The organism is Pseudonocardia sp. P-1 (assembly GCF_058111925.1).
The window spans coordinates 43,808-66,923 of the sequence record NZ_JBYJZH010000003.1; the positions used below are offsets into that span (position 1 = coordinate 43,808).

Consider the following 23,116-nt stretch of genomic DNA (forward strand, 5'->3'; position numbering starts at 1 on the left):
CGCTCGACGGCGCTCACCGGGTCTCACCCCGAGCAGCCTCGATCGCAGCGACCACCGTGCGGCGCGCCACCGGGCGATAGACGTCGGCTCCGGCGCGACCCGCGACCGTGACCCGCTCGACGCCCGACTGCCACGCCTCGCAGCGCACGACTGCCTTCGTCTCGGGGTCGCGCCACTGCGTCCAGCCCGGCCCCGACGAGCGCACGGTCAGCCCGTGAGCTTCCGCGACCGCCGCGACGTCGTCGACCGACGACAGCGTCACGGGCAGCTCGACGGCCGGGGCTGCGTGCTCGCACTGACGAGGGCCGTCCGGGTCGCCACCGCAGTTCTGGCAGCGCTCCGCGCAGTTCCGGAGGTGTTCGGTCCCGCGCTGGACGCCACACCGGCAGCGAGCGGCCGGGGGCTCTGCCGGTGCGGGGGCGTCACCGCGGCCCTCGGTCCACATGTCGACGAGCGGGCACAGCATCGTCTTGCCCATCGGCCCGTCCGGGCCCTGGGTCAGCCAGGTCGTGACCCCGGTGGCCAGGGCGTCGCCGACTATTATCCGCTCTCTGTTATTTTAGAGTTTACAGCGCTCATGGAGTGGTGGCAAGAGGTTTCGGGGTTGATTTGGGGTTTGACCTGCGGGTTTGGGTTGGGGACTCTCCGAAGCGAGGCCGGGTCCAGGGCAGCGCCCTGCCCCCCCCGGAGGGGGCGGCCCGGCAGGGCCGAAGATCAGCTCGGGCGTCGGGCAGGGCGGTCCCCGCTGAGGGTGGGGGTCTCTCCTTGCGTCGGCAGGACGGCGCTCTGCACGAGGTTCTGTGGAGCGGTCAGCCTCGCGATAGCGATCGCGGAGCTTGCGGAGCGGCCGGAGCGCCAGCGGAGGGGCTGTTGAGCGGAGCAGGTTCTCGTGCACCGTCCTGCTGCCGACGCAAGGAGAGATCCTCACCCGGGGCCGACCGGCACGACGCCCACCACGATGCCAAGCCGCGAGGCGCTGCGGACTCGGGTGCATTCCTACGTCGTCGCGCATATCGGCTCTGTCCGGCGCCGGCCAAAAGCCTCCCGCTCGCCCCGCCCGTGGGAAGTCGTCGCCGATGCCGTCGGGACGCGGCCAGCACCATCCCCGCGAGGGGCCGGGTACGGCTCTCAGCGCGCCCAGCAGGGGTCAGTGGCAAGTGATCACGGAGCGCTAGCGCAGTGATCGCGCGGCAGCCGGGGAGCGCAGCGGACCGTGCAGTTCACGAACGACGCTGCGGCCTGTGCACTCGTTCCGACGATGGCGGGGCGAGGGCGGCTCAGTGGGCCGTGCTCTCGAACGCGGGCTGCCGCTCGACCACGAACGCTCGCCATTGTTCGGCGGCCTCGTCGTGCCAGAGGAAGTCCTCGGTCGTCGCGAGCTGGAACAGGTAGAACCGGCGGCCCCGGACGTCGTGGCCCGGGTAGCGCGGCTCGAACCCGGCCGCCTGTTCCTGGCGCCCCCGCTCCTCCTCGGCCTGGTACGCCTCGGCCAGGGCCGGGAACGCCGCCCCGACGACCTCCTGACGGCGCTTCACCTCGGCGACCCGCGCCGCAATCCGGGCGCCGCGCTCGGGCTGTTTCCACCCGGTCGCCCGGACCGCGCAGCGACGTCCCAACTCCAGCTCGCCGTACTCGGGGTGGTTGACCTGGAACGCGCGGGCCCGGACCCGGCGGGTGCAGCACTGGCATGCGGTGTCGGCCTTGACGATCCCGGTCAGTGTCCACTCGCCTGCGGTGGCGGAGATCAGCTCACGGGTGGTGGCGGTCATGACGGGTCCTCCTGGGGAGACGGTGTCGATGCGCGAGGGCCTGGTCTGGTCGGCGGCGACCGAAGATCGTTGTCGGCCCCGATGGGCCGACCCGCTTACCGCCACGGCTGGTGCGTGACCAGCCGGACGGATGACGGGCCGGCTCAGGCGAGTACGTCGACCCGCATGTCGCCGCGCACGTCATCGGCGACGGTCCCGTCGGCGAGGGTGAGCCGGTAGTACGGGTCAACGTCGTCGCACAGCTCCACGGCGACGATCGGCTGCGTCGCGACAGGCGCATCCCACTCGCCCGTCATGCGACGAATCGAGAGTTCAAAGAGGAAGTCGCCAGTGGCGAGGCGGTCAACGTAGGTCTGTCGGGTGCCGGTCATCGTGTCCTCCGTGTGTTGGTGATGGAACGTGGCCCGGTCGGGGTTCGGTCTAGGCTCGGTGGGCGTCGCGGCGCTTCGGGCGCCTTCGGGCCCTCGGTTCGCGGGCCGTGACGCGGATGGCCGGTGGCCTCATGCCGGGCGCCTTCGGGCGTCGCCCTTCGGGGCGAGCCACCGGCCATCACCTGAACTCGCGGCCGTTAGCTGACCTCCTCGGCGTCGCCCGTCGGTCCGACGGGCGACGTCGAGGCTCAGGCGCGTAGCCCCTGCCTATCGGGGCGCTGGTTCGTTGATGCTCGTGCCGGTCACGGCCTCGACGACGCAGGCGATGATGTCGCGGGAGACCGGCGGGGTGACCGCGTTGCCGCACATCTTCACGTTGTCGCGCGAGCTGGTCCCCAGCAGGACGTATCCGGGCGCGAAGGCCATGCCGAGCTTGACCTCGTCGGCCATCAGCATCCGGAATCGGCAGTCCTCGACTCGGATGTCGGTCTGCATCACCGCGTCGCCTTCGACGGCGGTCTGGGTGGGCATCGGCCGGTTCACGCCGCGCAGGGATCCGGTGTCGTAGGCGTAGAGGACGTCGGGGTCCCAGGAGACCAGCGACTGGTGTCCGGCGGTGGTCAGCGTGCGCGCGGGCTCGTCGATCGGGGTGCACATCTCGGCGCCGCCGGTGTTGTTGCGCATCAGCATGGCCAGGCCGTGGTGGTTGCCGTTCGCGGCGAAGGTGTCGAGCGGGTCGTGCACGGTCTTGGCGCGGTTGTTGTTGCGCAGCGGGACGACCACCACGGCCTCGGTGTCGCGGGTGGTGCGGGTCCGCATCGGCTCGTCGGTCGGGCGGGCCTCGGTGTTCCAGGTGCCGCCGCAGGGCACGAGCAGCCCGTTCTCGTTGCGCGCGGTCTGCACGCGCATCGGCCGGCTGGTCGGCTGCGCGACCTTGCCCTCGCGTCCTTCGACCGGGATGACCAGACCGTCGAGCGCGGTCGCGGCCCGACGCTCGGCGATTCGCTGCAGTCCAGCGGTGCCGTGTGCGCGCATCAGGGGGGCGTGTGCGATCGCCTTGGAGGGGGTGGTGTGCATGGTGCGCAGCGGGTCCTCGACCGGCCAGGTCCGCACGCCGGGGCGGCGCTCGAAGGTGTTTCCGGCGGCCTCCAGCACGATGGCTCCGGCGTGGCGGCGCAGGCCTGCCTCGATGCGCGCGTAGGTCTTCGGCTTGAGCGGGCGTGCGCGGTCGCCGATGCGCTGGCCGGGGTTGGCCAGGTCGATCGCGGCGGCGGCCGGGAGCACGTAGGGCTGGACGATGTCGTTACGGCAGGACACGTGCGGGCAGCGGAACACGTACTGCTGGCCGTAGGCGCCGTGGGGCTTGCTGGGGTTCTTCGGGGCCCGCATCGCGGTCACGACCTCGCCGCAGGTCGGGCACCAGGCGCGGGGGCGGGTCCAGCGCTCGAAGTCCGGGCGCCGGTAGCGCTCCTGCCAGAAGACCACATAGACCCGGTCGCGCAGCTGCGGGGCGGGTGCGCCGAGCTGGTGGGCGAACGCGCTGTTGAGGGTGAGGACCTCGTGGCGGTAGCCCTGCGCCCTCATCCGGGCGATCCACTTCGGGAAGTGCGCCCACTTCAGCAGCGGCAGCACGTTCTCCACGACCACGGCCTTGTAGCGGTGGTGCTCGGCGAAGCGGGGCACGTCGTGCATCAGCGCGCGGGACCGCTCGCGTGCCTCGTCGGCCAGCGGGGGCTCGTCCTCGATGTCCTCGGTGGTCGCGAGGTCGAACAGGGTCGGCTCGGTCGCCTGGTCGGCGAAGTCCTGGCGCTCGCCGCGCGCCTGTGACCAGAACGTGCACGACGGCGAGGCCCACAGCCCGTCGGTGGACGGGTACCGGGCGGGGTCGATCTCGGCGATGTCGGCGACGTCGTGGTCGACGTGCGGCATGTTGTGGTTGTGCGTCTCGACCGCTAAGGCCCAGTGATTACAAGCTGTAATCACGGTGTTGCCCGGCACGCTCTCGATGCCTGACGACGACCCTCCGGCGCCGCAGAACAGGTCGGTCCAGCTGAACATGTCCGACGCGCGAACACGGTTGATCAAGCGCATGGGTGTCCCCCATTTCCAGGTGTTTCGGCTGCGGTGTCGGGCGGGTTTGCCGTCCCTCCCAACATGTCCTACTTTACAGCGTTTATGGATGGTTGGCAATACCGATCTGCGCATTTTCCCTGGTGAGAAGGGGTGCGCTACGACGGGTGTGTGCGGTGGCGTGAGCGCCGGGACCGGCCGGTTACCGCGTCCCCGGGGCGGGCGGCCCGTGCTGCGAACGCGCGCAGCGTGCTGCGCTTCCAGCGGCGCCGGACGCGTCCGGAAGGCAGATCCTCGCAGTCGTCGGCTTCGGGGAAGTAGCCGTCGTTGCGGGCGAGGTAGCCCCGGATCGTGGACTGGCTGGCGTAGCCGAGAAACCGGGTGGCGGCGGGGACGTCGAGCAGCTCGTCCGCGTCGCCCGCGTCGTCCTGGGGCGGCCGCCGGTTGGCCTGCTTGTGCTCGGCCCAGGCGGTGTACCACTCGATGACGCGCTGCTCGTCGAAGAAGGCCTCGCGGCCCTGCAGGTGCGCCTCGGGGTGGCCGTTCGTGGCGCGCTCGACGTAGAGGTTGCGCTGGGTCTTGGCGCTGATGCCGGTGCGGTCGGCGATCTCGGCACGGTTGATGTGCGGGCGGCCGTCGACGTCGATGCGGTTGGTGGTCGGCACGGGCGTCTCCGGAAGCGACGGTGGTGGGATGTGGGCTGCGGCGCGGCGAGGGTGGGGTCGGTGGCCGAACCCCGCAGGGTCCACCCCCGGACGTGCCGAGGACGTCGGCAAACAGCCACCGACCCCGCCGACCGGCCGGCAGCCCGGGTCACCTGGAGCGCCCGTGTTCGGCCGTGTCGGCTCGGTCTCACGGTAGCGGAGCTCGAGGTGCGGACTCGCGCACCGTTCCTCCTGCTGCGGTGCCGCTTCGTCGTTGTGCGGCTCGACTGTGGTCGTGCTGAGGTGCGGATACAGACACAAGGGCCGCTCCTGACCTAGGCATTTCGCCGCCCCGCGGCTCATTCGGCTTGCACTTCCACCGGCACCGCGGTGAAGGGGCTCCCTCAGCCCCAAGCTGAGTTATCCGCAGCTTGGCGTGGCCCCATTGCCTGGCGGTGCCCGCGCGGTCAGGCTCGAAGTCATGACCGATCTGGACACGCCGCTGGACGGCGCCCCGTTCACTTCGCGGTCGCTGGGGCACCTGCTGCTGGCCGAGCGGGCCTACGCCGCCGGTGACAGCGACGGTGCGTGCGAGCACCGAGCCGATGCCGCGGGGCTACGCACCGAGATCGCACGCTGTGAGGCCCTCGTCTCGGTGGCCGGCCGGTGACCGGCGGCCTCGATCCTGACCCGCTGCTGACGATCGACGCGACTCCCGGTGTCTACGCCGCTCATGATCGAGGCGGCGCTACCGCCGCCGCCACGCTCACCCTCGTCCCGCGCCTGCAGGTGCTCACCGGCGACGGGCACCCCGGTGCCGAGATCGTCGACGCGGTGCTCGCCGCGCTGCTCGGCGACGGATTCACGCTCGTCCCCGCGCTCGACGTCGAGACGCTGCTCGAGCTTCCGTCCCCCTCCGGCGGGGCGGCGGTGTTCACCGCTGCCAGCGGGACGCTGGAGCTCACGGCCGGGATGCTGGGGTATGACGGCGATATCGGCCCGGGGGCGCCCGCCGGCTGGGCCGAGATCGCCGCCCAACGCGGGACGCTGGCCGTGCTCGTCGCGACCGGTGTCGACCTGCATGCCGAGGATCGCACCGCGCGCATCGACCAGGCTCGTGCCGATGGCCGGCTCGTCGGCGCCCAGGTCGCATTCAGCGCTGCCTGAGCTTGCTGCTCAGGTGTGGAGGCCTACCTGGCTGCCCGCCGTCGAGAGCCGCGCCACGATCGGCGATGGCGGCAGCCCCGTCGGCGCGGCTGGGCTCGGTCGAGGGCGCATGATGAGGCGGTGACCGACACCGTCCAAGCCCGCGACCCGGATGCCGAGCCTCTTCCCTGTACGCGGTGCCCCGGCTCGTCTCTGTTGGTGATCGCGGGTCTCTGCCCCGACTGCATCGCCGCTATCGGCTTGGACGCAGACCAGACTGACTACGAGGCCTGGCGGGGCGGGTCACCGAGGTCTACGGCCGGGGGAAGCCCGCCTGAGCACCGTTTCCTGGAGGTCGGCCACGAGGAGCGAGTTAGGGCCGGTCGGCGAGCACGGCGGGGACCGGGGAGTGGTCGGCGATGTGGTCGCGCAGTCTCGGCGACAGGAGGCCGGCGACCGCGAGGAGGTCGCGGTGTCGAACCGCGAGGGGCAACTGCAGCAGCGGCTCGTGGTGGGCGACCCGGTTGCGGAGCGAGTGGAGTTGGTCGACGCGGTCGCGGACGTCGATCCGTTTCGTTCCCTGGGGGAACGTACGGTGTAGGTGCGTGCGCCACAGCTGGTCGTGGCGGTTGACGGTGAGGTACCGCCAGAAGCCGAGGTTCAGCTCCGCGATGACCTTGCCCGGGGCCGGCTGATCGGTGCCGGAGTGCTCGGCGGCCGCGGAGACGGCCTCGGTGATCTTCTTGCGGGTCGTGTGGTTCGCATCGTAGGGGCCGCGGCGCCCCTTCCTCATCTGCCTCGGGAAGTGTCGTTCTGGGGCGTGCACCCAATGCGGGTCACCCGCTCGATCGCGGGAGCTGAGCGCGCGGTCGTAGGCATTGCGGAGCGCGACCTCCAGGTGGCCGAGGTCGTGGTGGAACGCAGCAGCTGCCCGGGCGTTCCATCCGTAGCGGGCGAGGGCGAGCGTGGGGTCGCCGTCGGCGTCGGCGAGGTAGACGGCGAACCGGGGTCTTGACAGCCAGTCCTCGATCCAGCGGTCAGGTTCGCTCATCATCGCCTCTCGCTGCTGCAATCCTGGTGTCGGGTTGTGCCGAGTCGTGTAGCATGGTCTGTGAAGAGCCCCGGAAGCCTCTGACCCCTCGGCGGTCACGCGACCGGGGCTTTGTATTGACGAGGCTCGTCCCCGGTATCCGGGGACGAGCCTTCGTCGTATCGCGTCATGGGACGTTACCGGTGGTCGGGACGGCGAGACCGTCAGCCGTCAGGCCCAGGTCCAACCGCCGATAGTGCGGTGGAGTCCGGTGTGCCCGGCGAGCCCGGCGGTGCAGTCGGAGCCGTAGACCGGTGTCGTAGCTGGGCAGGGCGGGAGGTTCCTGGTCAGCTGCGCCAGCCGTTCGGCGAGGCGGTCCCGGTCGGCGGTGCGTTCGGTGAGCTGCCCGGCCCGCTGTGTGGAGGTCGCCTCGGTGAGGGCCAGGTCGTCATGGAGCTGGTCGTGCTCGGCGAGTAGCCCGCGGACGTCCGCCCGGCGTGGCGTCCGGCCCTCGCTCAAGGTGTAGCGCACTCTGGCGGCGGCGGTGTCCTCGTTGCCGCCGTCGTTGTTCTTGCCACGGTCGTCGCCCTCAGCTGGCGTGCGGGTGGGAGTGTCGCTCGAAGACATTGGCGCGCTCTCCTTTCGTGGAGCCGTTCAGGCGGGTGTCGACGGCGTCGTTGCTGGCCTGGAAACGGGTCAGGGCTGCGGGAAGTTGGTCTCGTGAGACCTCGTCGGCTGCGGTGAGCAGCGTCAGCAGCACCGCGCCGGCGTTTGTCTCCTCGGCGAGGGCGGTGGCGAGGTCGGCGCGTCCGGTTGTCCGCACGGCTTGAGCGATCTGCCCGAGTCGTTGTGTGTAAGCGGCTGCCTGGGCGGGGTTCTCGGCAGCGAGGGCGCTGCGGTAAGCCGCTTGCTCGGCGCGGTGTGCGCTGACCAGTGCGGTGAGCCGCTCGTCGGCCTCGACGGCGTCCACGATGGTCACCCCTGGTCCGCGGTGGGCCGGTATCCGGCGTGCAGTGCACGTTCGGCGTGCTTGCGCGCTGTGCCCTGCCGACAGATCTGGTCCCACACCTGGCCGAGGGTGGGGCTCTGCGGGAGCGGTTCGAACGAGATCGGGTCGAGTATCTGCGCCAACATCTCGACGTGCGCAGTCGCAGGTGTGTTCTCGCTCGGTATCAGCTGAGTTGTGGGCAGGTCGCTCTGTGCGGATCGATTCATCATTGCGGGTAGCTCCTGTCCGGTGCCGGGCGCCGACGACGTATTAGCTGCGCAGCTCGGTGGGATCTACCACGTTCCTCCGACAGTCTGTGTTCTGTAGCGCAGCGCCGCGGCGAGACTGGGCAATCGCGAACTGCTCCATTTCCCAATGCAGGGCAGAGTCGAGAACCTCGTATGCCATCCAGATGCCGACGATAAGCATCAAGCCGCCGACAAGGCGTTCAGGCGCCATGTCCGGTAGCCCCGACCCGGCGTTGCTGACGATGATGTGGATGCTCATGCCCAGTGTCAGGACAGTGGTCAGGAGCACACAGAGCCAGTTGACCTCCGGCCGCTGAATGAGCGGGAGGGCAGCCGGGTTCTCGTCGAGGTGAGGCCGCTCGCCCCGGTCATCGGTGTGGGTGGAATGCGAGTCTGCGTCTGTAGGCATGGGGGCCTTCCCTGGCTGGGGGTATCTGGGCATCGGTCGCCGCGCCGCGCTGGAAGCGGTTCCGGCGCACGGCTCGGTGCTGCCGGTGATCACCGACGTGCGGGCGCGGCGCGGCGGGTCGGTGAGCAGTGAGGCCAGGCGGGGCGCGGGGTGCAGGCAAGCGTCGACCGCGCCCCGCCTGGGGCTTTGTGATGGCCGGCTGGGTCAGTACTTTCGCAGGCCGAGCAGAGAGCGCAGCAGCTGTGCGCGCCACAGCCGCGTTCCAGCAGGGGGCGTGGCCGATCGCTGGTGCTCGTTCAGGACCATCCGCAGCTGCCTGATCCACTGGTAGGGCAGATCGGTGTCGCTGTATCCGAGGTTCGTGAGGTCGGCGGTGAAGAGCGTCCGCAGGCAGGCGTGGACTGTGTCGAGGGCCAGCGGATCGCCGCCGCCCTGGGAGGGCCAGGTTGTCCAGGTGAGATGCAGGGTCGAGGCAACGGCAGCGGCCTGGGTCAACGACTTTCCGGCCGTGCTACCGACTCCGGCCGCGGTCGCGGCCTGACACAGCTGACGGTGGATGACCACCAGGTCACTGGGTTCCTCGACGGCGGCGATGTCGAGCTTGCCGGTCCACACATCGGGCTGCGGTGTCGATGTGGTCATGGAGCGTGCTCCCTCGCGGTAGGGGTTTGAGGTCAGGGTTGAGGCGAACTGGGTGGTCAGCTGGGGTGCTCGCCGCGGGCTCGTGCGAGCGGGTTAGTGCGGCCAGCAGAGGCCGGCTCGGCGGAGCTGGGCCAGAACGCGGACCTGGGTGTGGCGGTTTCCGGTGCCGCTGACGGTGGTGACGCGTGTTCCGTCGGCTCTGGTGATGACGATGTGTCCTCGTCGGGTGGGGCGCAGGGCGAAGCCCTGTCGTCCGGCTGCGGTGAGGATTCGGGCGAGGTCTTTACCCACGCGGGTCCTGCGCCGCTCGTCGTCGACAGCGTCGGCGGGTACAGGTCGGTGGCGGGGGTGCGCCCTGGCCAGCGTCGGAGCTCGTGCCGGCGGGTTCCGGTCGCGCTGTGGGGATCGGACGGCGGCAGTATCGGCACCTGGGCCGTACTCGGATCACCGCCCGGTTCCCTGGCGCAGGAGACGGTCGATCTTGTTGTGCAGTGCGCCGAGATGCTCGGATTCGCTGCACGGAGCGATGACCTTCTCGGTGTCGGCCATGAAGTCGATCAGCTCGTAGGTCGGCAGGCCGATGTCGGCTCTGCCGGTCGGTGACTCGACTGTGATCACCGTCCAGTCGCCGCAGGCGAGGCCGTGTGTGCTGACGCGGACGTCCGGCGCGGGATGGCCGGGGACGATGTCGGTGCTGCTGGTGCTGGTCTCCAGCCCGCGGCAGAGCAGCGCGCGATCGACGATCCAGTCGACCCTGTCATGGGCGTCGTCCGTTCCCTGGGTGAAGGACACCGTGACTGCATAGGGATCGTCGGAGCGGTAGCTCAGTGCCACGCCTAGGGGCAGTGTGTACGTCCCGGTGTCCAGGTCGACGTGGTAGATCCGGCCTTCGACGTGGGCCTTGACGGTCGTGGGGGTCACCTCAGACCGCCCTCCGTCCGAGGTGGCGGCGTTCCTGGCGCGTCAGTCCACCCCAGATGCCCCACTTCTCATCGCGCTCGAGGGCCTCCTGGAGGCACTCGCTGCGGACCCCGCAGGACATACAGATCTGCTTGCCTGGACGGGCGGTGCGGCCCCCGTGCTCTGGGAAGAAGGCTTCCGGATCGGTCTGGTTGCAGATCGACCACTCGCGCCAGTCGCGCGGGGCGTCGAGGTTCTCGTCAGGTTGGGCGAGGACCGTGGCGCTGTCGCGGTCTCCGGTGACGTTCTGGGACACTTTGGGCCTCCGATCTGTCGGTCGGATGACGGCCCGGACGTGTGACTGTGCAAGGTTGAACGTCCGGGCCGTCGTGAATCCGTGCTGGTTACTGCGGGATCTCCTGGTGGTGGCCGTGGGCGGTGCGCTCGATCAGCTGGTGGTTGTCTCGCAGCACGTCGAGCGCCTCGTGGACGGTGGAGCGCGCCGCGTCTACCGCTGCGACGATCTCTCCGGTGGCGGTCGTGCCGGCCCGCACGACCTTGAGTACTTCCTGCTGAATCGGCGTGAGCGGCTTCGAGGTCTTGCCGGTCGCCGCGTTGGTGCCGCGTTCGCCCCATCGACCCCGCTGGGGCGTCTTCTGGGTGGCAGGAGCGCTGGCGACGGGACCGGCAGGGTCGTCGCTGTCGAACTGGTGCGTCGCACCCGGTCCGCCGACCTGCCAGCGTCCGTTGACTGCCGGGCCGAGGACGCTGGTGATGGCGGCCTCGTCGAGCGGGTGCAGGTCGGGCTGGTTGAAGAACTCGTCGAAGGCGGTGGATGTGGTGTAGGGCGCCGCCGGCAGGCCCTTCTCCGCCATGCGCTTGGCGTCGGCGTCCGAGGGCAGGAAGTCCCACCGTGTCGGCGTGTCGTGGTGGGCGTGCACGGCCATGCCGGGCACTGGTCGGCCTCGCTCGTCGACGGGCAGGTCGTTCGGGTCGAACGACAGCCCCGGGACCAGGTCGGACCCGGACTTGGAGTTGATCCGAAATGCCACGACCTGGGAGGCGAAAGCCGATCGTGCGTGGTCGGTGCCCCACTGTGGCTGTCCCATGGACTGGTTGAGCGCGACGGCCCACATGCCGTAGGCGCGCACGATGTTGGCCGTCTGGGTCCAGGTCTTCTGGGCCTTCGGGTCGCTGGCGATCAGCGAGTACTCGTCGTGCAGGAGCATCCAGCCGGGGATCTCCCGGCTTGGGAAGATCAGGTCGGCTCGGAGCTCGGCGGCCAGTTCAGCACGCGCGGCGAGCATCGCGGTCATGAGCTGGGGCAGTTGCAGCACGTTCGCGTTGCCGATCACGGCGACTCGGGCGCGTGTGGCGAGGGCGGTGGAAGAGTTGCCCTTCGGATCGGCGTAGAGCAGGTTCAGCACCCCGGTCGATAGTGCCGATGCGGTGACGATGTTGGCTGCGCCGGACTTTCCGCCACCGGTGGAGCCGACGATCATCGTGCCGACGGTGCCGTTGTCGTCGTACATGGTCACGTCGATCTCGCCAGATCCGTCGACGTGCCGGGCAACCTTCTTGATCACACCGTCCTCAACGTGCGGGCCGGTGAAGAATCGGGTCTCGGCAACTGGGTCCTTACGGATGATCGTGAGCCGGGCCCAGTGAGCGCCCATCCCGCGTGCTGCCGGTTTGAACAGCACACGCTCGGTGTCCTCGCCCAGACCGCCGGCGAGCTTCGAGCGGTTGGCTCGTAGGTCGTCGATTGTCTGCGCGCCCCGCTTGAGGGCGATGTCGAAGCTGGTCGTGAACTCGTCGTCGATGCGGTTGGTCAGGCGTGACCCGGGTGCCTTGCCTTCCTTGCTGGCGTTGTTCTCCGCCCAGGCCACGCAGTACGGGTCGTGCTCGGGGTCGGGGGCCGAGGGCTCGAGTGGAGGCAGCTCGGCCGGCACCAGGCGCTCGGTTCGCGGGCCGAGTGGGTGGGCCCGCCACCAGCGCTTTCCTGCGATGAGGGTGGACACGATCGCGAGGATTAGGGTGGCTGGCGAGGGCCCGTGCACGGCGGTCCAGTAGGTCAGTGCGGCGCCTCCGGTCCCGGCTGCGAGGAGCTCCGGCACCCATCGGCCAGCCGATGCGCGGTGTCGCAGGGCGAACAGCAGGACTCCCGCCAGCGTGATGATGGTGGCAGGGATGGCCGGCGCTGTGGGGCTTATGCCCATGGCAGCGTGCAGGCCGGTCCCGGCGAGGTGGGCGACGGTCCCCGCGCTGGTTGCAGCGAGAGCGGGAATCCAGGGCCACCGGCGTCGCCGGTTGCGGTCGGCGATCATCCAGCGACGCTTGTTCTCCGAGCGTTGGTCAGCGGTACCGCCCTCGTTCTCTGCCGGGGCGTCTGCCACGACCGCGTCCCGCAGCCGCTGCCAGATCTTCGAGCCGTGCTCCCTGGTAGGCGTCTCGTCCTGTTCGGGTCGGGCCGCAGTACTGCGTCGGCTGACCTGGGGGGTGCTGGTCTTGCTGGCCTCGCGAGCTCGAGCACGTGCGCGGGCCTTGGCGTCGGCGTGCTGGAAGCGGGTCTGTCGGGTCGCTGTCGGACTCACTGCCGATGTCCTTTCTCATCCTCACGCCGGTCGCCGAGGCGTAGCCGTGTCAACGCGGGCTGGGCATGCCCGGTCTGCGGTGGTGAGCTGATGGGTCGGGAAAAGCGATCAGCCCCTCCCCCGCGGTGTGCGGGAAGGGGCTGATCGCCACCCGGGCGCCATCAGTGCACTGGTTGGTGCAGTCGCTGCGTGGCGTCTGGTCAGCCGTGGCCGAGGGACTGCTTGGACGCGTTCGTGATCATGTGGTTGCCGAGCAGGGCATCCCGCACGATCTGGCCGCCGACGCCGATCTTGTCGGCGGCCGCGACCAGGTTGTCGGTCACGGTCACCATGTGCTGCTGGGCGGCTTCGAGGCCGTCGAGGCCTGCCCATCCCTGGCCCTCGAACTCTTCGGTGATCTCGCGGTGGGTCTGCCCGATCTGTTCGAGGTCCCCGCCCGCATCCCGCAGGGCCGCGGCCAGGGCGTCGGTGTTGCCGTCGACGTTGAGGTCGGTCATCGGTGGATCTCCTTGTCTGGGAGGAACTGCAGGACTGGACGGTGCGAGCGGGTCGGCACGTCGGTCAGCCGAGAACGGCGTGGGCGCCGGGTACGTAGGGCGCCTGCTCGTAGGCGGCGGCCCCCTGGTCACCCTGGGCCTTCATCGCCGCGGCGGTGTCGCGGTAGACCCCTTCCCAGGCGTCGAGCGCCGGGAGGCTGTCGGCCAGTGGGCCGGTGGCCTCGGTCCCCCAGCCGTCGCCGGCCAGGCGGTCGGCGAGTGCGCTGACGTTGCCGTGGAACTCGTTGACCTGGTCGGCGGCGTGGATCAGCTTCTGGACTGCCTGCTCGTACACGGTGGTGCTCCCTTGGGTCGGCGGGGCGATGCTGCTGCGGTGAGTCGCGCCGTTGGTCGGCGCGGGCCGGGAATCCGGCAGTGGGTTCGCGACCGGTGAGACCGGCTCGGGAATCGCCGGACCCGTCTCGGCGTCGGGCTCAGGTGTCCGGGCTACGGGGCCGGACTCGGTCACCACCGGCCCCGACTCGGTCCGGGGCTCGCGGGCCACCTTGTCCGGTTCCTGCCCGGGCTGGGTGTCGTCGCCCTCGCCGGGCGGATCGGTCGGCGTATCCGGTGTGTGGTCCTCGGTCGGTGAAGCGTCGACGTTCTTGTCCGACGGCTCGGTGGTGTTCGGGTCGCGGTCGGGCTGGGCGGTGTTCGTGTGCCGGCCGCTCTCCCACGGGGCGGGGCCGGTACCGGTCGACGTACCGGTGAACAGACCTCGGGCCTGAGCCCATCGTTCACGCGCCCAGTCGCTGCGCTCGAGCTTGCGCTGCTGGCGGTCTCGCCACGCTGCGTCCTTGCGCGGGGCGGTCTCGTCGTACCAGGCCCGTCGTCGTGCGGCCCGGTGCTCGGCACGCTGCTGAGCAGCCTGGCAGGCGTTGGCCCAACGAGAGGCGAGCATCAGGCCCAGGGCCCCGCGGCCGGTGGGCCGGCCACTGGGGGTGCGTGCACCGCCCCCGCTCTCGTGCTTCATCCGGGCCCGGACGACGCCGGGTGGTTCCTTGCCGTTGCTGTAGGCAGCGGTGTCGACCTTGCCCTTGGTCAGGAAGAAGGCGACGACCATGCATGTCAGGAAGAACGGTTCCATCCGGGTGCTCCTGTCTGTCGCATACGAAGGTCAGGCCAGGGCGGCGGCGAACGTGGAGGCGAAGGCGCCTACGAGCTGGTCAGCCGTGGAGTAGAAGTTCGGGATCATGGCGACCAACGTGCCTACGAGCCCGAGCATGGCGACGACCCCGAGGGACTTGAACTTGGTGGGTGCGGAGATTCCGTTGCTCCGCGTCCGCGCGTAGGCCCAGAGCGCGAATGCCATGAACGCGGCGCCGACAACGCTGACGCCGAGCAGTTGCGCGGTGACGCTGGCGGCTCCGGAGACAGCACCAAGCGACAGGTAGCTGTACAGGTCTCCGACCATGCCGCCGCCCGCTCCCCCGACGCCGAACCCGCCGATGAGTGCTGCGACTGCCCCGACCTTGTCCCAGGGGACGCCCTTGCCGGGGACGTCGAGGTAGACCAGCACGACGGCCAGGACCAGCAGGACGGCTCCGAGAGAGAGCATCGAGCTGGGGATGAACAGGGACCACGACATGGTCGGACTCCTTGGTAGACAGTGCGCTTCACAGCGCGAGCAGGACGAGGGCGACGAGGACGGCGGCGACGACGAAGGCGATCGGCTTGTCCTCGACGACGTTGGTGGCCCACCGGACTGGGAAGGTCACGCCGAGCGTGATGAGGACCAACAGGCTGTGGCCGACGCGGCGGGCGCTGTTGTCGTCTGTGGTCCAGTCCCCGCTGGTGGAGTACTGCCAGATCTGGGCGAACGAGGGCGGGGGCTCGTTCCATCGGGGCCGTTGGGCGATGACCTCACTGATGGCTTCCAGCGCGCGTTGGTCCAGCGGGGCCTGCGGCGTGACCGCCCGCTCCCACAGCACGGTCTGCTCCGGCGCCGCAGCGGCACCCCCCGCATCATCTGGCTGTGAGTCATCAGTGAGGTCGGTAGCCGTCTCGTTGGCCTGTAGGTCGGGTTCCTCGGCCGCAGGCTCTGTCGGATTCAGCTCGACGTCGGCGTCTTCGACCAGGTAGAGGTCAGGCCGGGCCGCCCGCGGTTCGCTCTCGTCCGGTGTGGGGCCGGTCGGGTTCGGTTCCGGTGCCATTCCGCCTCCTCTGGTTGCGGGCGATCCGGCGTTCGTCATTGCGGATGGTCGAGGTGGCCGCGTGTTCTTGAGCGCTGTGGAGCTCGTCGAGCAGCGCGGCCAGGGCATCGGTGATGCGTTCCAGATGGGAGTCGATGGCATCACCGGGCTTTCGGCCGGTCTCTGCCCGCGGCAGTACAGCCCGTAGCGCGGTGACCACGGCGGTGAGGCGCTCCACCGGCGAGCTGGCCCGGCCGTAGTTGGTGGCGAAGCCCTCGCGTTGCCGAGCCACTCGGCGCAGCGTGGCCTGGGCCCGCCGGACGCGTTGGCGGACCGGTGCTGGGGTGGGCTGGTCGGTGTCGGTCGTGGGTTGGGGGTCGGCGAGTCTGGCTGGCAAGGGACGTCGGACCTTCCTCGTCGACATAGGGCATGGCCGCACTCCGAGCGGGGACGATCAGGGCGCGAGACCGTCCTCGCCGCGCGCACCGTCCGGCGGTGGCGTCGCTGGTTCGGAGCGGGTGTACTTCTTGATCTCGGTGCACCAGGTTTCGATCGTTGTCGCCGACTGCGGCAGCTTCAGCCCTGCTTCGAGGAGGGCCCGCTTCAGTGGCGCCGGGGTGTCGACTCCGGCCTGGCGGCCGATGCGCAGTGCGTCGGCCTTGGTTGCCTTCGGCGATTCTGCGGCTCGACGCGATCCCGGGGACCGATTGGGCGCGTTGGTCGAGGTAGCCCGGGTACGGTCGGCACTCTTCGTGACGTCGACCGAGGTCGTGCTGGTCGTTCCGGCAGCCGCTGGGGTTCGACGTCGTGGGTATTGCGATGTCGGCGACGTCGTCAGCTCGCTCTCCTGCTCACGTCGCTTCATGAGGGCCAGGCGCTCCTCGTACTCGCGATGTTCCCTTCGAGTGCGGCGCTCGATCTCCTGCTCGATCTTGGCCTTCTCGATCCGCCACGCGATGAGCAGGGCACGGTGCTCGAGTTCGTCGTAGAGGTGGGAGAACACGTGGGCCGCGTAGCCGAGACCGCTGACGGTTCCGGCTGCGATGCCGAGCCACAGTTCGAAGTGGGTCACGTTCATCAGGCAGGCAAGGGCTGCGGCGATCGTGCCGATGAGCAGGAACGGCACGACTTCGGTCCAAGCTCGGCCGAGTCCGATCGCTCGCAGGCCTCGTGACGAGCAGGCGACCATCATGAACTCGAACGTTCCGCCGAGGACAGCAGCGGCGATCCAGGCGCCTGGGGTGGAGCCGAACATCTCGGCGAACCCGTAGACCTGACCGGCCAGGCCGGACACGACCGACAGCCACACCACGTGTGGGAAGGCCTTGGCCCACCAGTTCACGACGCCGTTGTCCGGCCGGAATGGCGGGTCCGGGATGGTGAGTGCGGGTGGCGTGGGAACGGCCGACGACTCCTTGTTGTCGTCCGTTCCCGGCGTGGCTGCGGGTTCGGTCGGGGCCTGCTGTGTGGGTGCCGCGGCGCTGGTCGGCCCTGGGGCCGGCTGCGGCGGCGCGGGTGCTGGGGAGGCATCGGTGCTTGCCTCTGTATCGGGCGCGGGGGCCTCGGGCTGCCGGGCGAGGGCGAGGGGCGGTGTCGTGGTGCTGCCATCGTCGTGCGCCACGCCGCCCTGTTCGCTTTCGCTACGCGGGCCCGCTGCGAGCAGCGCGACCACTGCCCCGCTGCCGGATCGTGCTTCGTCGTGGGCTTCCACGGGTGTTCTCCTCACTGGGAGCGGTCGTCTGAGGGGCCGACGGGCGGGAGCGCTCGTGCGATGCCGGTGCCCTGGCCGCCTGGGGTGTCGGTCGCGTGTCTCTCACCCCTGTGCCGGCGCCGTGTGCATCGGCTGGGGTCAGGCCGCGTGCGCCGGAGCAGAAAGGTCGTCCTCGTCGTCGTCCTCGTCGAGGGTGAGTGCCAACGGGGACAGGGCCGCGCGCAGATCGAGTAGCTCACGGTGGCGCTGCTCGTAGGCGGCGAGCGTGGCCGCGGCGACGAGGCGATGCTCGATGGCGATGTCGTCCTGGCCTTCGATGGCTGCGAGATCCTGGGGGGTTGGCTCGTACTCGGGGTACTCGGCGGCGGGTCGATCGGAGGGTGGGATCGAGATGGCCGCGACGACCGGCGATTGCCTCTGCCGATGCGGCCACGGCTCGGGCAGGTTCTGGTACGTAGCGGTGTCGGGGTCGTAGTTCTTCATGCCGATGGTCCTTCCGAGGGCGCGGGGCAGGTGAGCGATCAGCGACGAAGTAGGCGTGATACCTCCCGGAAGCCCTCACCAGGTCGGTGAGGGCGACCGGCAACTGTCACGAGCGTTCTGCTGCTCGCGTGTTCGCAGAGTGTTGGGTGATGGGAAGGCACGTCGGAGCGACGCGCCCCCGTTGTTGCCTCGACTTTCGCGTGAGGCAGGCGGTCCGACCTTTTCGCGGAGCACGTCAGGGCCCCGATGAGGGGCGGTCGACGTCAGGTCGAACGGTTGCTCTTCCTCTGTGGAGTTCTCTGCGATTCGTCGAAACGCTCGACGTCGGGCACGTGCTCTCACCTGCCCTCGCCTCTCGGCGATGCCAGGCGCCGCACCGGCGCAGACCGGGAGCTTTGGCGCGACCCCTCCGTGGTTCGGAGGTTCCCCGCCGTGGCGCAGCACAGACGATAACGAGAGCAGTACAAAACAACAAGCCCGTATAGCCAACTGGACGGGAGTGGCATCCCGCTCGCGCTCGCACTCTCCGCTGTGACCTGCGGCAACAGGTTCGAAGGGGCTTCGCGGTCTTCGCTCGATCGGCGCAGCGCCCTGCCCGCTCGGGGGGCCGCCGTTCAGACCTGCGCTCTAGCAACCAAGCTCGTCGAGCCCGTGGGCTGCGACCGACTGGTGCGGCCCGACCTCACCCTCGCCGCGACTGCGCTGCCGGCTACAGGGGGTGCCGTTAAGGAGCATGTCGCCAGGGGCGAAGTAGCTCGGGGAGAGGCGTCGCATCTGCTTGTCGCGGGCGCGGAAGTGCAGCGGGCTGGCGCAGGCGGCTACAGCGACACGTACTCGCGGAGCTTGCCGCGCACGTGCGGGCGCTGGTCGCCGAGGCTGATGCCTAGGGTCGGGAGTTGGCGGGCGATCTGCAGGTCGGTCAGGGGCGGGCCGACGGGCACGTCGGCGTATCCGCGGTCGTCGTCGTCCCACGCTGAGAGGTCGCCGGTGACGGCGCGGACGCGGGCCACGACACCGTCGACGACGTAGACCATCGCCTTGAGCCGCGCCCGGCGGGCGGGCGCGATGGGAAACCACTTGCGGTCGGCCTCGAGCTGGGCTTTCTCGCCGGCGCCGGTTTCGCCGTAGCGCCGATTGGTGTGGTCGATCTTCGAGCGGCCGTTGCGGTAGATGATCAGCGCACAGTCGCCGCCGTCTCCGTAAGCGTGCAGGGCCCGGTAGAGGGTGCTGCGCCCGACCCGGAAGGTGTCGGCGATCTGGTCGACGGTGTGCCGGCCGGAGTCGTACATCTGCTGGGCGGTGTCGAGCTGGCGCTGCGACAGCGCCGCGGGCCGCCCGCCGACGCGGCCGCGGGCCCGGGCGGCGGCCAGCCCGTCCATCGTGCCTTCGACGATCATCTCCCGGTCGTACTCGGCCAGCGCGGCCAGGAAGTGGAACACCAGCCGCCCGCCCGGGGTGGCGGTGTCGATGCCCTGCTCGAGCACCACGAAGTCGACCTCCTTGTCTCCGAAACCGCGGACGAGGTCGAGCAGGTGCTGCTGGGAGCGCCCGATCCGCTTGAGCCGGGTGACCACCACCTGGTCGCCGGGTACCAGCCGGTCGAGCATTGTGTCGAGCTTGGGGCGGGAGGCGAGCTTGCCGGAGACCTTCTCGATGAACACGTTCTCCGGCGCGACCCCGGCCGCGGCGAGCGCGTCGATCTGATGGTCGGTGCTCTGCTCGCGGGTGGAGACCCGCGCGTACCCGTACCTCGTCACGGCGAGAGTCTCCTTAACCCCGTGCGGAGCGGTTCCGGGATGATGATTCCGGTACCGGGATCAGAGACTCATCGTAGCTGGGCCTTCAGCCGCGGCTACATGGGTGCCGGAAACGATCGTTTACTGGATCCATCGAACCGTCTTCGCTTGCCGCTCGAAGCGGTCCGCGAGTTGAGCTTTGGCCGGTCGGCCGCGTCCTACTGCCCGACGGTCTTCTCGACTCGCCGGAGTCGGAGCGCCACTGCGAGGGTCGCATGCAGCTGAGCTCGGGCAAGGTGCGCTGTGACGTCGCTCTGGTGGCTGGGACTGCCCGAGCCGAGCCGGACTGCCTGGGCTTCGTGCCAGGCTGGGTCGGACCAGTTGTCCGTCGGGTCGGTTCCGGTAAGGCGTCCCGCCGGCAGCTGTGCTGCCTGCTCTACGTCCTGTCGGGTGATCAGCCCGTCCGGGCCGGTACCAGGGACGGTGGTGAGGTCAAGTCCCGAGCTGTGGGCCAGGTTCCGCACGGCGGGAGACTGCACTGCCGGCCGGGCAGACGGAGGCGCAAGCTCGTCCTCCGGCGGCGATATCGCGGAGCCTGGCAGGCTTTCGGAACCGGCGGCCGGTCGACGGCGGCGTCGCGAGGGCGCCGTTCCCTGGACGCCATAGCCGATCAAAACGGGACCTGAGTGCCCGGATGCCTGAGAGCCTGGGGTGTCCGTCTCGGTTCCCGGCAGGTCGGCGTCGTCGGTGAAGGAGACCATCGGCGCGCCGACTGCGATCGTGTCGCCCTCGCGGCTGTGTAGCTCGCTGACGACGCCGCCGTATGGCGAGGGCACCTCGACGGTCGCCTTCGCTGTCTCGACCTCAGCCAGCGGCGTGTCGACGGCGACGTTGTCGCCTGCGCTGACCAGCCATCGGACCAGCTCCGCTTCGGTGAGCCCCTCACCCAGATCGGGCAGGGCGAAGACATTGGTGCTCATGCCGCGGTCGATCCCTCGGGGCGGTTCCACTGCAAGGAGTCCACGGCGTCCAGGATCCGGTCGGGATCGGGCTGGAAACGCTGCTCCAGCTTCGGCGGCGGGTAGGGGATGTCGAATCCGGTGACCCGTCGGATCGGAGCCTCGAGCTGGTGGAAGCAACGCTCGGTGACCCGGGCGACGATCTCCGAGGCGACTGAGGCGAATCCCGGTGCCTCGGCGACGACGACCGCGCGCCCAGTCTGACGCACCTCGGCGCAGACGGTCTGGTCGTCGAACGGCACGATCGATCGCAGGTCCACGACACCGACGTCACGGCCCTCGGTGGCAGCTATGTGATCGCCGAGCCCTGCATCGACGTCACCGACAAGTCCTGCATCGAGGAGTGCCCGGTCGACTGCATCTACGAAGGGGGCCGGATGCTCTACATCCATCCCGACGAGTGCGTGGACTGCGGCGCCTGCGAGCCCGTCTGTCCGGTCGAGGCGATCTACTACGAGGAGGACCTCCCGCACTCGTTCGCGGCCTACGGCACCGCGAACGCCGAGTTCTTCGCCGGGGTCGGCTCGCCCGGTGGCGCGGCGAAGACCGGCCCGATCGACCGAGACGCGCCGCTCGTCCGCGGGCTGCCCGGTCGCTCCACCGACTGACGCCTACCACACCGAGTACCCGCTGACGGCTCGGCGATTGCTCGACGTGATCGCGACCATTGGATCGGGAAAGTCCGCATGACATCGCGGTGTCGCCAGGGAGGATTCCACCCGTGAACGTGACTGTGCTCGGATGCCGGGCGGCCATGCCCGCCGACGGGCAGGCCAGCTCGGCCTACCTCGTCTCGACCGACTCGACCCAGATCCTGCTCGACTGCGGGCCGGGTGCGGTGACCGCGCTCACCGCGTCGACCACGCCCGCCGCGCTTGACGGGATCGTGATCAGCCATCTGCACACCGACCACTGCTACGACGTGCTCCCGCTCGGCAAGGCGGTGCTGATGACGCGGCACCTCGATGCCGAGTCGTTTCCGACCCTGCCCGTGACCAGCACGCCGCCCGACCGACCCATTCCGCTCTACGTGCCCGTCGGTGGTCGGGAGGCGCTCGGCAGGCTCGCCGGCGTCTTCCCGATCCCCACCCGGCCTGAGCTCGACCTGGCGTTCCACGGCGCGCTGGAGATCCGGGAGTACGAACCGGGCGACGACCTCGTGATCGGCGACTGCCGGGTGCAGCTGCGTCCCTTGCAGCACACCATGTCCAACTGCGGGATGCGCGTGACCGGCCCCGACGGCTCGAGCATGGTCTACAGCGGGGACACCTGCGACGTGGAGCGGCTCACCGAGCTCGCCCGCGGGACCGACCTGCTGCTCTGCGAGTCGACCCTGGAGCTGCCGGATGACGTCTCCGACGGTCACATGAGTGCCACCCGCGCGGGTCGGGTCGCTAGGGACGCAGGCGTGGGGGAGCTCGTCCTCACGCACTTCGTCACCGCGGACCCCGACTGGCTCAAGGCCCGCGGCGCCGAGGCGTCCGAGTCCTTCACCGGGCCGGTGCACCTGGCGGCTCCGGGGCGTGTGTTCCCGGTCTGACCGGCAGTACCGACCGAACGGGGGACGGTGGGGTCTCGGGCCACCACCGTCCCCCGTCCTCATGCGTCGAGGCGGACACCCGTGTCGGGGTCGAACCGGTGCAGGTCCCCGGCCTGCACGAGGACGTGCACGTGGTCGCCCACCGCGCGCGGCGTGGCGATGGGCTCGGTGAACGACCACCGGCCGTTGCGTGCTCCGCGGCAGTGGACGAGGCGCTCGTGCCCGGCGAACTCGACGATGTCGACGGTCCCGTCCAGGACTAGACCCCCGGTCGACGTCCCCGAGCCGCCGCTGTGGACCACGCCGTCCGCCGGACGCCATCCCCACCGCGTCCCCTCGTGCTCGAGCACGTTCATCGCCGGACTACCGACGAAGGTCGCGACGAACTCGTCGGCCGGGCGGCGGTAGACCTCGTCGGGGGCGGCGGCCTGCACGACCCTCCCGCCTCGCATGACGATCAGGTGCGTGGCGATCGAGAGCGCCTCGGACTGGTCGTGGGTGACCATCACGACGGTCGCGCCGAGCTCGCGGTGCAGTCGGGCGAGCTCCGCGCGCGCCTGGGCACGGAGCTGGGCGTCCAGGCTGGAGAGCGGTTCGTCGAGCAGCAGGACCCGGCGCCTGCGCACGATCGCCCTGGCCAGCGCGACCCGCTGGCGTTGCCCACCGGACAGCTGGGCGGGCTTGCGGCCGAGGAACTCCGACAGGCCGAGCTGCCCGGCGACGTCGCCGACCCGGCGGTCGATCTCGGCCCGGCCGGGTCCCGCGCCGCGCGAGTGCCGCGCCTCCAGCCGCATGCCGAACCCGATGTTCGCCGCGACCGTCAGGTGGGGGTAGAGCGCGTAGTCCTGAAAGACCATTGACAGCCCGCGGGCCCCCGGAGCGGCGTCGGTGACGTCGACGCCGCCGACGTGCACGCGCCCCTCGGTGGGGGCCAGCAGCCCGGCGACGATCGAGAGCATCGTCGACTTCCCACAGCCGGACGGTCCGACGATCACCGACAGCGAGCCGTCGGGGACGGCCAGGTGCTCGACGTCGAGGGCGAGCGCGCCGGTCGAGGGGATCGTCCCGTAGCGGTGCCGGATCCCCCGCAGCTCGATGCCCGCGGCCCCCGCCGTGGGCAGGTCCGTCAGCTCCTTCTCCAGGGTCAC

General features: G+C 70.1%; 27 protein-coding genes and 1 pseudogene. 4 read left to right on the plus strand and 24 right to left on the minus strand.

The genetic code is table 11. From position 1 onward, the window contains the following. Positions 1-13: 13 nt before the first annotated feature. The 5 genes from AC0GKK_RS28150 to AC0GKK_RS28170 all read right to left on the minus strand — a co-directional run bounded on the left by AC0GKK_RS28150 (position 14) and on the right by AC0GKK_RS28170 (position 4,875). A complete protein-coding gene (locus AC0GKK_RS28150; RefSeq protein WP_489884191.1) occupies positions 14-478 on the minus strand; it encodes a hypothetical protein in 465 nt (154 codons plus the stop codon). A 799-nt stretch (positions 479-1,277) separates the two neighbouring features. Beyond that, the gene (locus AC0GKK_RS28155) at positions 1,278-1,769 is read right to left on the minus strand and encodes a hypothetical protein (RefSeq protein WP_345645446.1); all 492 of its coding nucleotides are present in this window, start codon (positions 1,767-1,769) and stop codon (positions 1,278-1,280) included. Positions 1,770-1,912: 143 nt separating this feature from the next. Continuing rightward, a complete protein-coding gene (locus tag AC0GKK_RS28160; protein ID WP_337826861.1) occupies positions 1,913-2,140 on the minus strand; it encodes a hypothetical protein in 228 nt (75 codons plus the stop codon). Positions 2,141-2,407: 267 nt separating this feature from the next. After that, the gene (locus AC0GKK_RS28165; RefSeq protein ID WP_345651171.1) at positions 2,408-4,198 is read right to left on the minus strand and encodes a DNA cytosine methyltransferase; all 1,791 of its coding nucleotides are present in this window, start codon (positions 4,196-4,198) and stop codon (positions 2,408-2,410) included. A gap of 170 nt (positions 4,199-4,368) precedes the next feature. Further along, a complete protein-coding gene (locus AC0GKK_RS28170) occupies positions 4,369-4,875 on the minus strand; it encodes a hypothetical protein (RefSeq protein WP_345651174.1) in 507 nt (168 codons plus the stop codon). Between the two features lie 460 nt (positions 4,876-5,335). Here AC0GKK_RS28170 and AC0GKK_RS28175 point away from each other — a divergent pair, with 460 nt between their 5' ends. Further along, positions 5,336-5,524, plus strand: coding sequence for a hypothetical protein (locus AC0GKK_RS28175; RefSeq protein ID WP_345651177.1), 189 nt, complete (start codon positions 5,336-5,338; stop codon positions 5,522-5,524). Continuing rightward, positions 5,521-6,021: a hypothetical protein gene (locus AC0GKK_RS28180; protein ID WP_345651179.1), complete on the plus strand. Its 501-nt coding sequence runs from the start codon at positions 5,521-5,523 to the stop codon at positions 6,019-6,021. Before AC0GKK_RS28175 ends, AC0GKK_RS28180 begins: the two co-directional genes overlap by 4 nt. A 352-nt stretch (positions 6,022-6,373) precedes the next feature. Here the strand turns inward: AC0GKK_RS28180 and AC0GKK_RS28185 are convergent, their stop codons facing one another. The 18 genes and pseudogenes from AC0GKK_RS28185 to AC0GKK_RS28270 all read right to left on the minus strand — a co-directional run. After that, positions 6,374-7,051 (minus strand): hypothetical protein, encoded by a 678-nt coding sequence (locus tag AC0GKK_RS28185; protein ID WP_357440043.1) that lies wholly within the window; start codon positions 7,049-7,051, stop codon positions 6,374-6,376. A 210-nt stretch (positions 7,052-7,261) separates the two neighbouring features. Continuing rightward, positions 7,262-7,657 carry a hypothetical protein gene (locus AC0GKK_RS28190; protein ID WP_337826904.1) on the minus strand — a complete coding sequence of 132 codons (396 nt, stop codon included), beginning with the start codon at positions 7,655-7,657 and terminating at the stop codon, positions 7,262-7,264. Further along, a complete protein-coding gene (locus AC0GKK_RS28195; protein ID WP_345651047.1) occupies positions 7,620-8,009 on the minus strand; it encodes a hypothetical protein in 390 nt (129 codons plus the stop codon). The genes AC0GKK_RS28190 and AC0GKK_RS28195 overlap by 38 nt, the downstream gene beginning before the upstream one ends. 279 nt (positions 8,010-8,288) lie before the next feature. After that, positions 8,289-8,525: a hypothetical protein gene (locus tag AC0GKK_RS28200; protein ID WP_489884192.1), complete on the minus strand. Its 237-nt coding sequence runs from the start codon at positions 8,523-8,525 to the stop codon at positions 8,289-8,291. 354 nt (positions 8,526-8,879) lie between these two features. After that, entirely contained in the window at positions 8,880-9,317 is a 438-nt protein-coding gene (locus tag AC0GKK_RS28205) for a hypothetical protein (protein ID WP_489884193.1), read from the minus strand. Between the two features lie 444 nt (positions 9,318-9,761). After that, on the minus strand, positions 9,762-10,238 hold the full coding sequence (locus tag AC0GKK_RS28210) for an SsgA family sporulation/cell division regulator (protein WP_489884194.1): 477 nt from the start codon (positions 10,236-10,238) through the stop codon (positions 9,762-9,764). A gap of 1 nt (position 10,239) precedes the next feature. After that, on the minus strand, positions 10,240-10,533 hold the full coding sequence (locus tag AC0GKK_RS28215) for a WhiB family transcriptional regulator (RefSeq protein ID WP_489884195.1): 294 nt from the start codon (positions 10,531-10,533) through the stop codon (positions 10,240-10,242). 88 nt (positions 10,534-10,621) lie between these two features. Then, complete coding sequence (locus tag AC0GKK_RS28220; protein ID WP_489884196.1) at positions 10,622-12,811, minus strand: hypothetical protein; 2,190 nt, start codon at positions 12,809-12,811, stop codon at positions 10,622-10,624. A 200-nt stretch (positions 12,812-13,011) separates the two neighbouring features. After that, a complete protein-coding gene (locus AC0GKK_RS28225) occupies positions 13,012-13,308 on the minus strand; it encodes a hypothetical protein (protein ID WP_489884197.1) in 297 nt (98 codons plus the stop codon). A gap of 64 nt (positions 13,309-13,372) precedes the next feature. Next, entirely contained in the window at positions 13,373-14,434 is a 1,062-nt protein-coding gene (locus AC0GKK_RS28230) for a hypothetical protein (protein ID WP_489884198.1), read from the minus strand. Positions 14,435-14,464: 30 nt separating this feature from the next. After that, the gene (locus AC0GKK_RS28235) at positions 14,465-14,905 is read right to left on the minus strand and encodes a hypothetical protein (RefSeq protein WP_489884199.1); all 441 of its coding nucleotides are present in this window, start codon (positions 14,903-14,905) and stop codon (positions 14,465-14,467) included. A 58-nt stretch (positions 14,906-14,963) separates the two neighbouring features. After that, positions 14,964-15,500, minus strand: a complete 537-nt coding sequence (locus AC0GKK_RS28240; RefSeq protein WP_489884200.1) for a hypothetical protein — start codon at positions 15,498-15,500, stop codon at positions 14,964-14,966. After that, positions 15,433-15,771: a hypothetical protein gene (locus tag AC0GKK_RS28245; protein ID WP_489884201.1), complete on the minus strand. Its 339-nt coding sequence runs from the start codon at positions 15,769-15,771 to the stop codon at positions 15,433-15,435. The genes AC0GKK_RS28240 and AC0GKK_RS28245 overlap by 68 nt, the downstream gene beginning before the upstream one ends. 162 nt (positions 15,772-15,933) lie before the next feature. Further along, on the minus strand, positions 15,934-17,190 hold the full coding sequence (locus tag AC0GKK_RS28250) for a hypothetical protein (protein ID WP_489884202.1): 1,257 nt from the start codon (positions 17,188-17,190) through the stop codon (positions 15,934-15,936). Between the two features lie 138 nt (positions 17,191-17,328). Then, complete coding sequence (locus AC0GKK_RS28255) at positions 17,329-17,673, minus strand: hypothetical protein (RefSeq protein WP_489884203.1); 345 nt, start codon at positions 17,671-17,673, stop codon at positions 17,329-17,331. An 818-nt stretch (positions 17,674-18,491) separates the two neighbouring features. Then, complete coding sequence (locus tag AC0GKK_RS28260) at positions 18,492-19,430, minus strand: recombinase family protein (RefSeq protein ID WP_337826902.1); 939 nt, start codon at positions 19,428-19,430, stop codon at positions 18,492-18,494. 197 nt (positions 19,431-19,627) lie between these two features. Continuing rightward, the gene (locus AC0GKK_RS28265; protein ID WP_337826901.1) at positions 19,628-20,389 is read right to left on the minus strand and encodes a biotin/lipoyl-containing protein; all 762 of its coding nucleotides are present in this window, start codon (positions 20,387-20,389) and stop codon (positions 19,628-19,630) included. Continuing rightward, positions 20,386-20,718: pseudogene (locus AC0GKK_RS28270) on the minus strand (transketolase C-terminal domain-containing protein); the annotation flags it as partial. The gene AC0GKK_RS28265 and the pseudogene AC0GKK_RS28270, both read right to left, overlap by 4 nt. A 3-nt stretch (positions 20,719-20,721) precedes the next feature. On the opposite strand from AC0GKK_RS28270, the gene fdxA reads away from it, so the two are divergent. Both fdxA and AC0GKK_RS28280 read left to right on the plus strand, forming a co-directional pair. Then, positions 20,722-21,036: a ferredoxin gene (gene fdxA, locus AC0GKK_RS28275; RefSeq protein WP_489884204.1), complete on the plus strand. Its 315-nt coding sequence runs from the start codon at positions 20,722-20,724 to the stop codon at positions 21,034-21,036. Between the two features lie 113 nt (positions 21,037-21,149). Next, positions 21,150-21,968, plus strand: coding sequence for an MBL fold metallo-hydrolase (locus tag AC0GKK_RS28280; RefSeq protein WP_253066997.1), 819 nt, complete (start codon positions 21,150-21,152; stop codon positions 21,966-21,968). A 59-nt stretch (positions 21,969-22,027) separates the two neighbouring features. Here AC0GKK_RS28280 and AC0GKK_RS28285 read toward each other — a convergent pair whose 3' ends face one another. Next, positions 22,028-23,116 (minus strand): ABC transporter ATP-binding protein, encoded by a 1,089-nt coding sequence (locus tag AC0GKK_RS28285; RefSeq protein WP_253066996.1) that lies wholly within the window; start codon positions 23,114-23,116, stop codon positions 22,028-22,030.

Bases quoted from the DNA above. Each gene is read 5' to 3' on its own strand.
- AC0GKK_RS28165 (WP_345651171.1), bottom strand. From the start codon at position 4,198: ATGTTCAGCTGGACCGACCTGTTCTGCGGCGCCGGAGGGTCGTCGTCA.
- AC0GKK_RS28155 (WP_345645446.1), bottom strand. From the start codon at position 1,769: ATGACCGCCACCACCCGTGAGCTGATCTCCGCCACCGCAGGCGAGTGG.
- AC0GKK_RS28190 (WP_337826904.1), bottom strand. From the start codon at position 7,657: ATGTCTTCGAGCGACACTCCCACCCGCACGCCAGCTGAGGGCGACGAC.
- AC0GKK_RS28255 (WP_489884203.1), bottom strand. From the start codon at position 17,673: ATGAAGAACTACGACCCCGACACCGCTACGTACCAGAACCTGCCCGAG.
- AC0GKK_RS28240 (WP_489884200.1), bottom strand. From the start codon at position 15,500: ATGGCACCGGAACCGAACCCGACCGGCCCCACACCGGACGAGAGCGAA.
- AC0GKK_RS28175 (WP_345651177.1), top strand. From the start codon at position 5,336: ATGACCGATCTGGACACGCCGCTGGACGGCGCCCCGTTCACTTCGCGG.
- AC0GKK_RS28235 (WP_489884199.1), bottom strand. From the start codon at position 14,905: ATGCTCTCTCTCGGAGCCGTCCTGCTGGTCCTGGCCGTCGTGCTGGTC.
- AC0GKK_RS28265 (WP_337826901.1), bottom strand. From the start codon at position 20,389: ATGAGCACCAATGTCTTCGCCCTGCCCGATCTGGGTGAGGGGCTCACC.
- AC0GKK_RS28150 (WP_489884191.1), bottom strand. From the start codon at position 478: ATGGGCAAGACGATGCTGTGCCCGCTCGTCGACATGTGGACCGAGGGC.
- AC0GKK_RS28230 (WP_489884198.1), bottom strand. From the start codon at position 14,434: ATGGAACCGTTCTTCCTGACATGCATGGTCGTCGCCTTCTTCCTGACC.
- AC0GKK_RS28185 (WP_357440043.1), bottom strand. From the start codon at position 7,051: ATGAGCGAACCTGACCGCTGGATCGAGGACTGGCTGTCAAGACCCCGG.
- AC0GKK_RS28200 (WP_489884192.1), bottom strand. From the start codon at position 8,525: ATGAGCATCCACATCATCGTCAGCAACGCCGGGTCGGGGCTACCGGAC.
- AC0GKK_RS28205 (WP_489884193.1), bottom strand. From the start codon at position 9,317: ATGACCACATCGACACCGCAGCCCGATGTGTGGACCGGCAAGCTCGAC.
- AC0GKK_RS28225 (WP_489884197.1), bottom strand. From the start codon at position 13,308: ATGACCGACCTCAACGTCGACGGCAACACCGACGCCCTGGCCGCGGCC.
- AC0GKK_RS28160 (WP_337826861.1), bottom strand. From the start codon at position 2,140: ATGACCGGCACCCGACAGACCTACGTTGACCGCCTCGCCACTGGCGAC.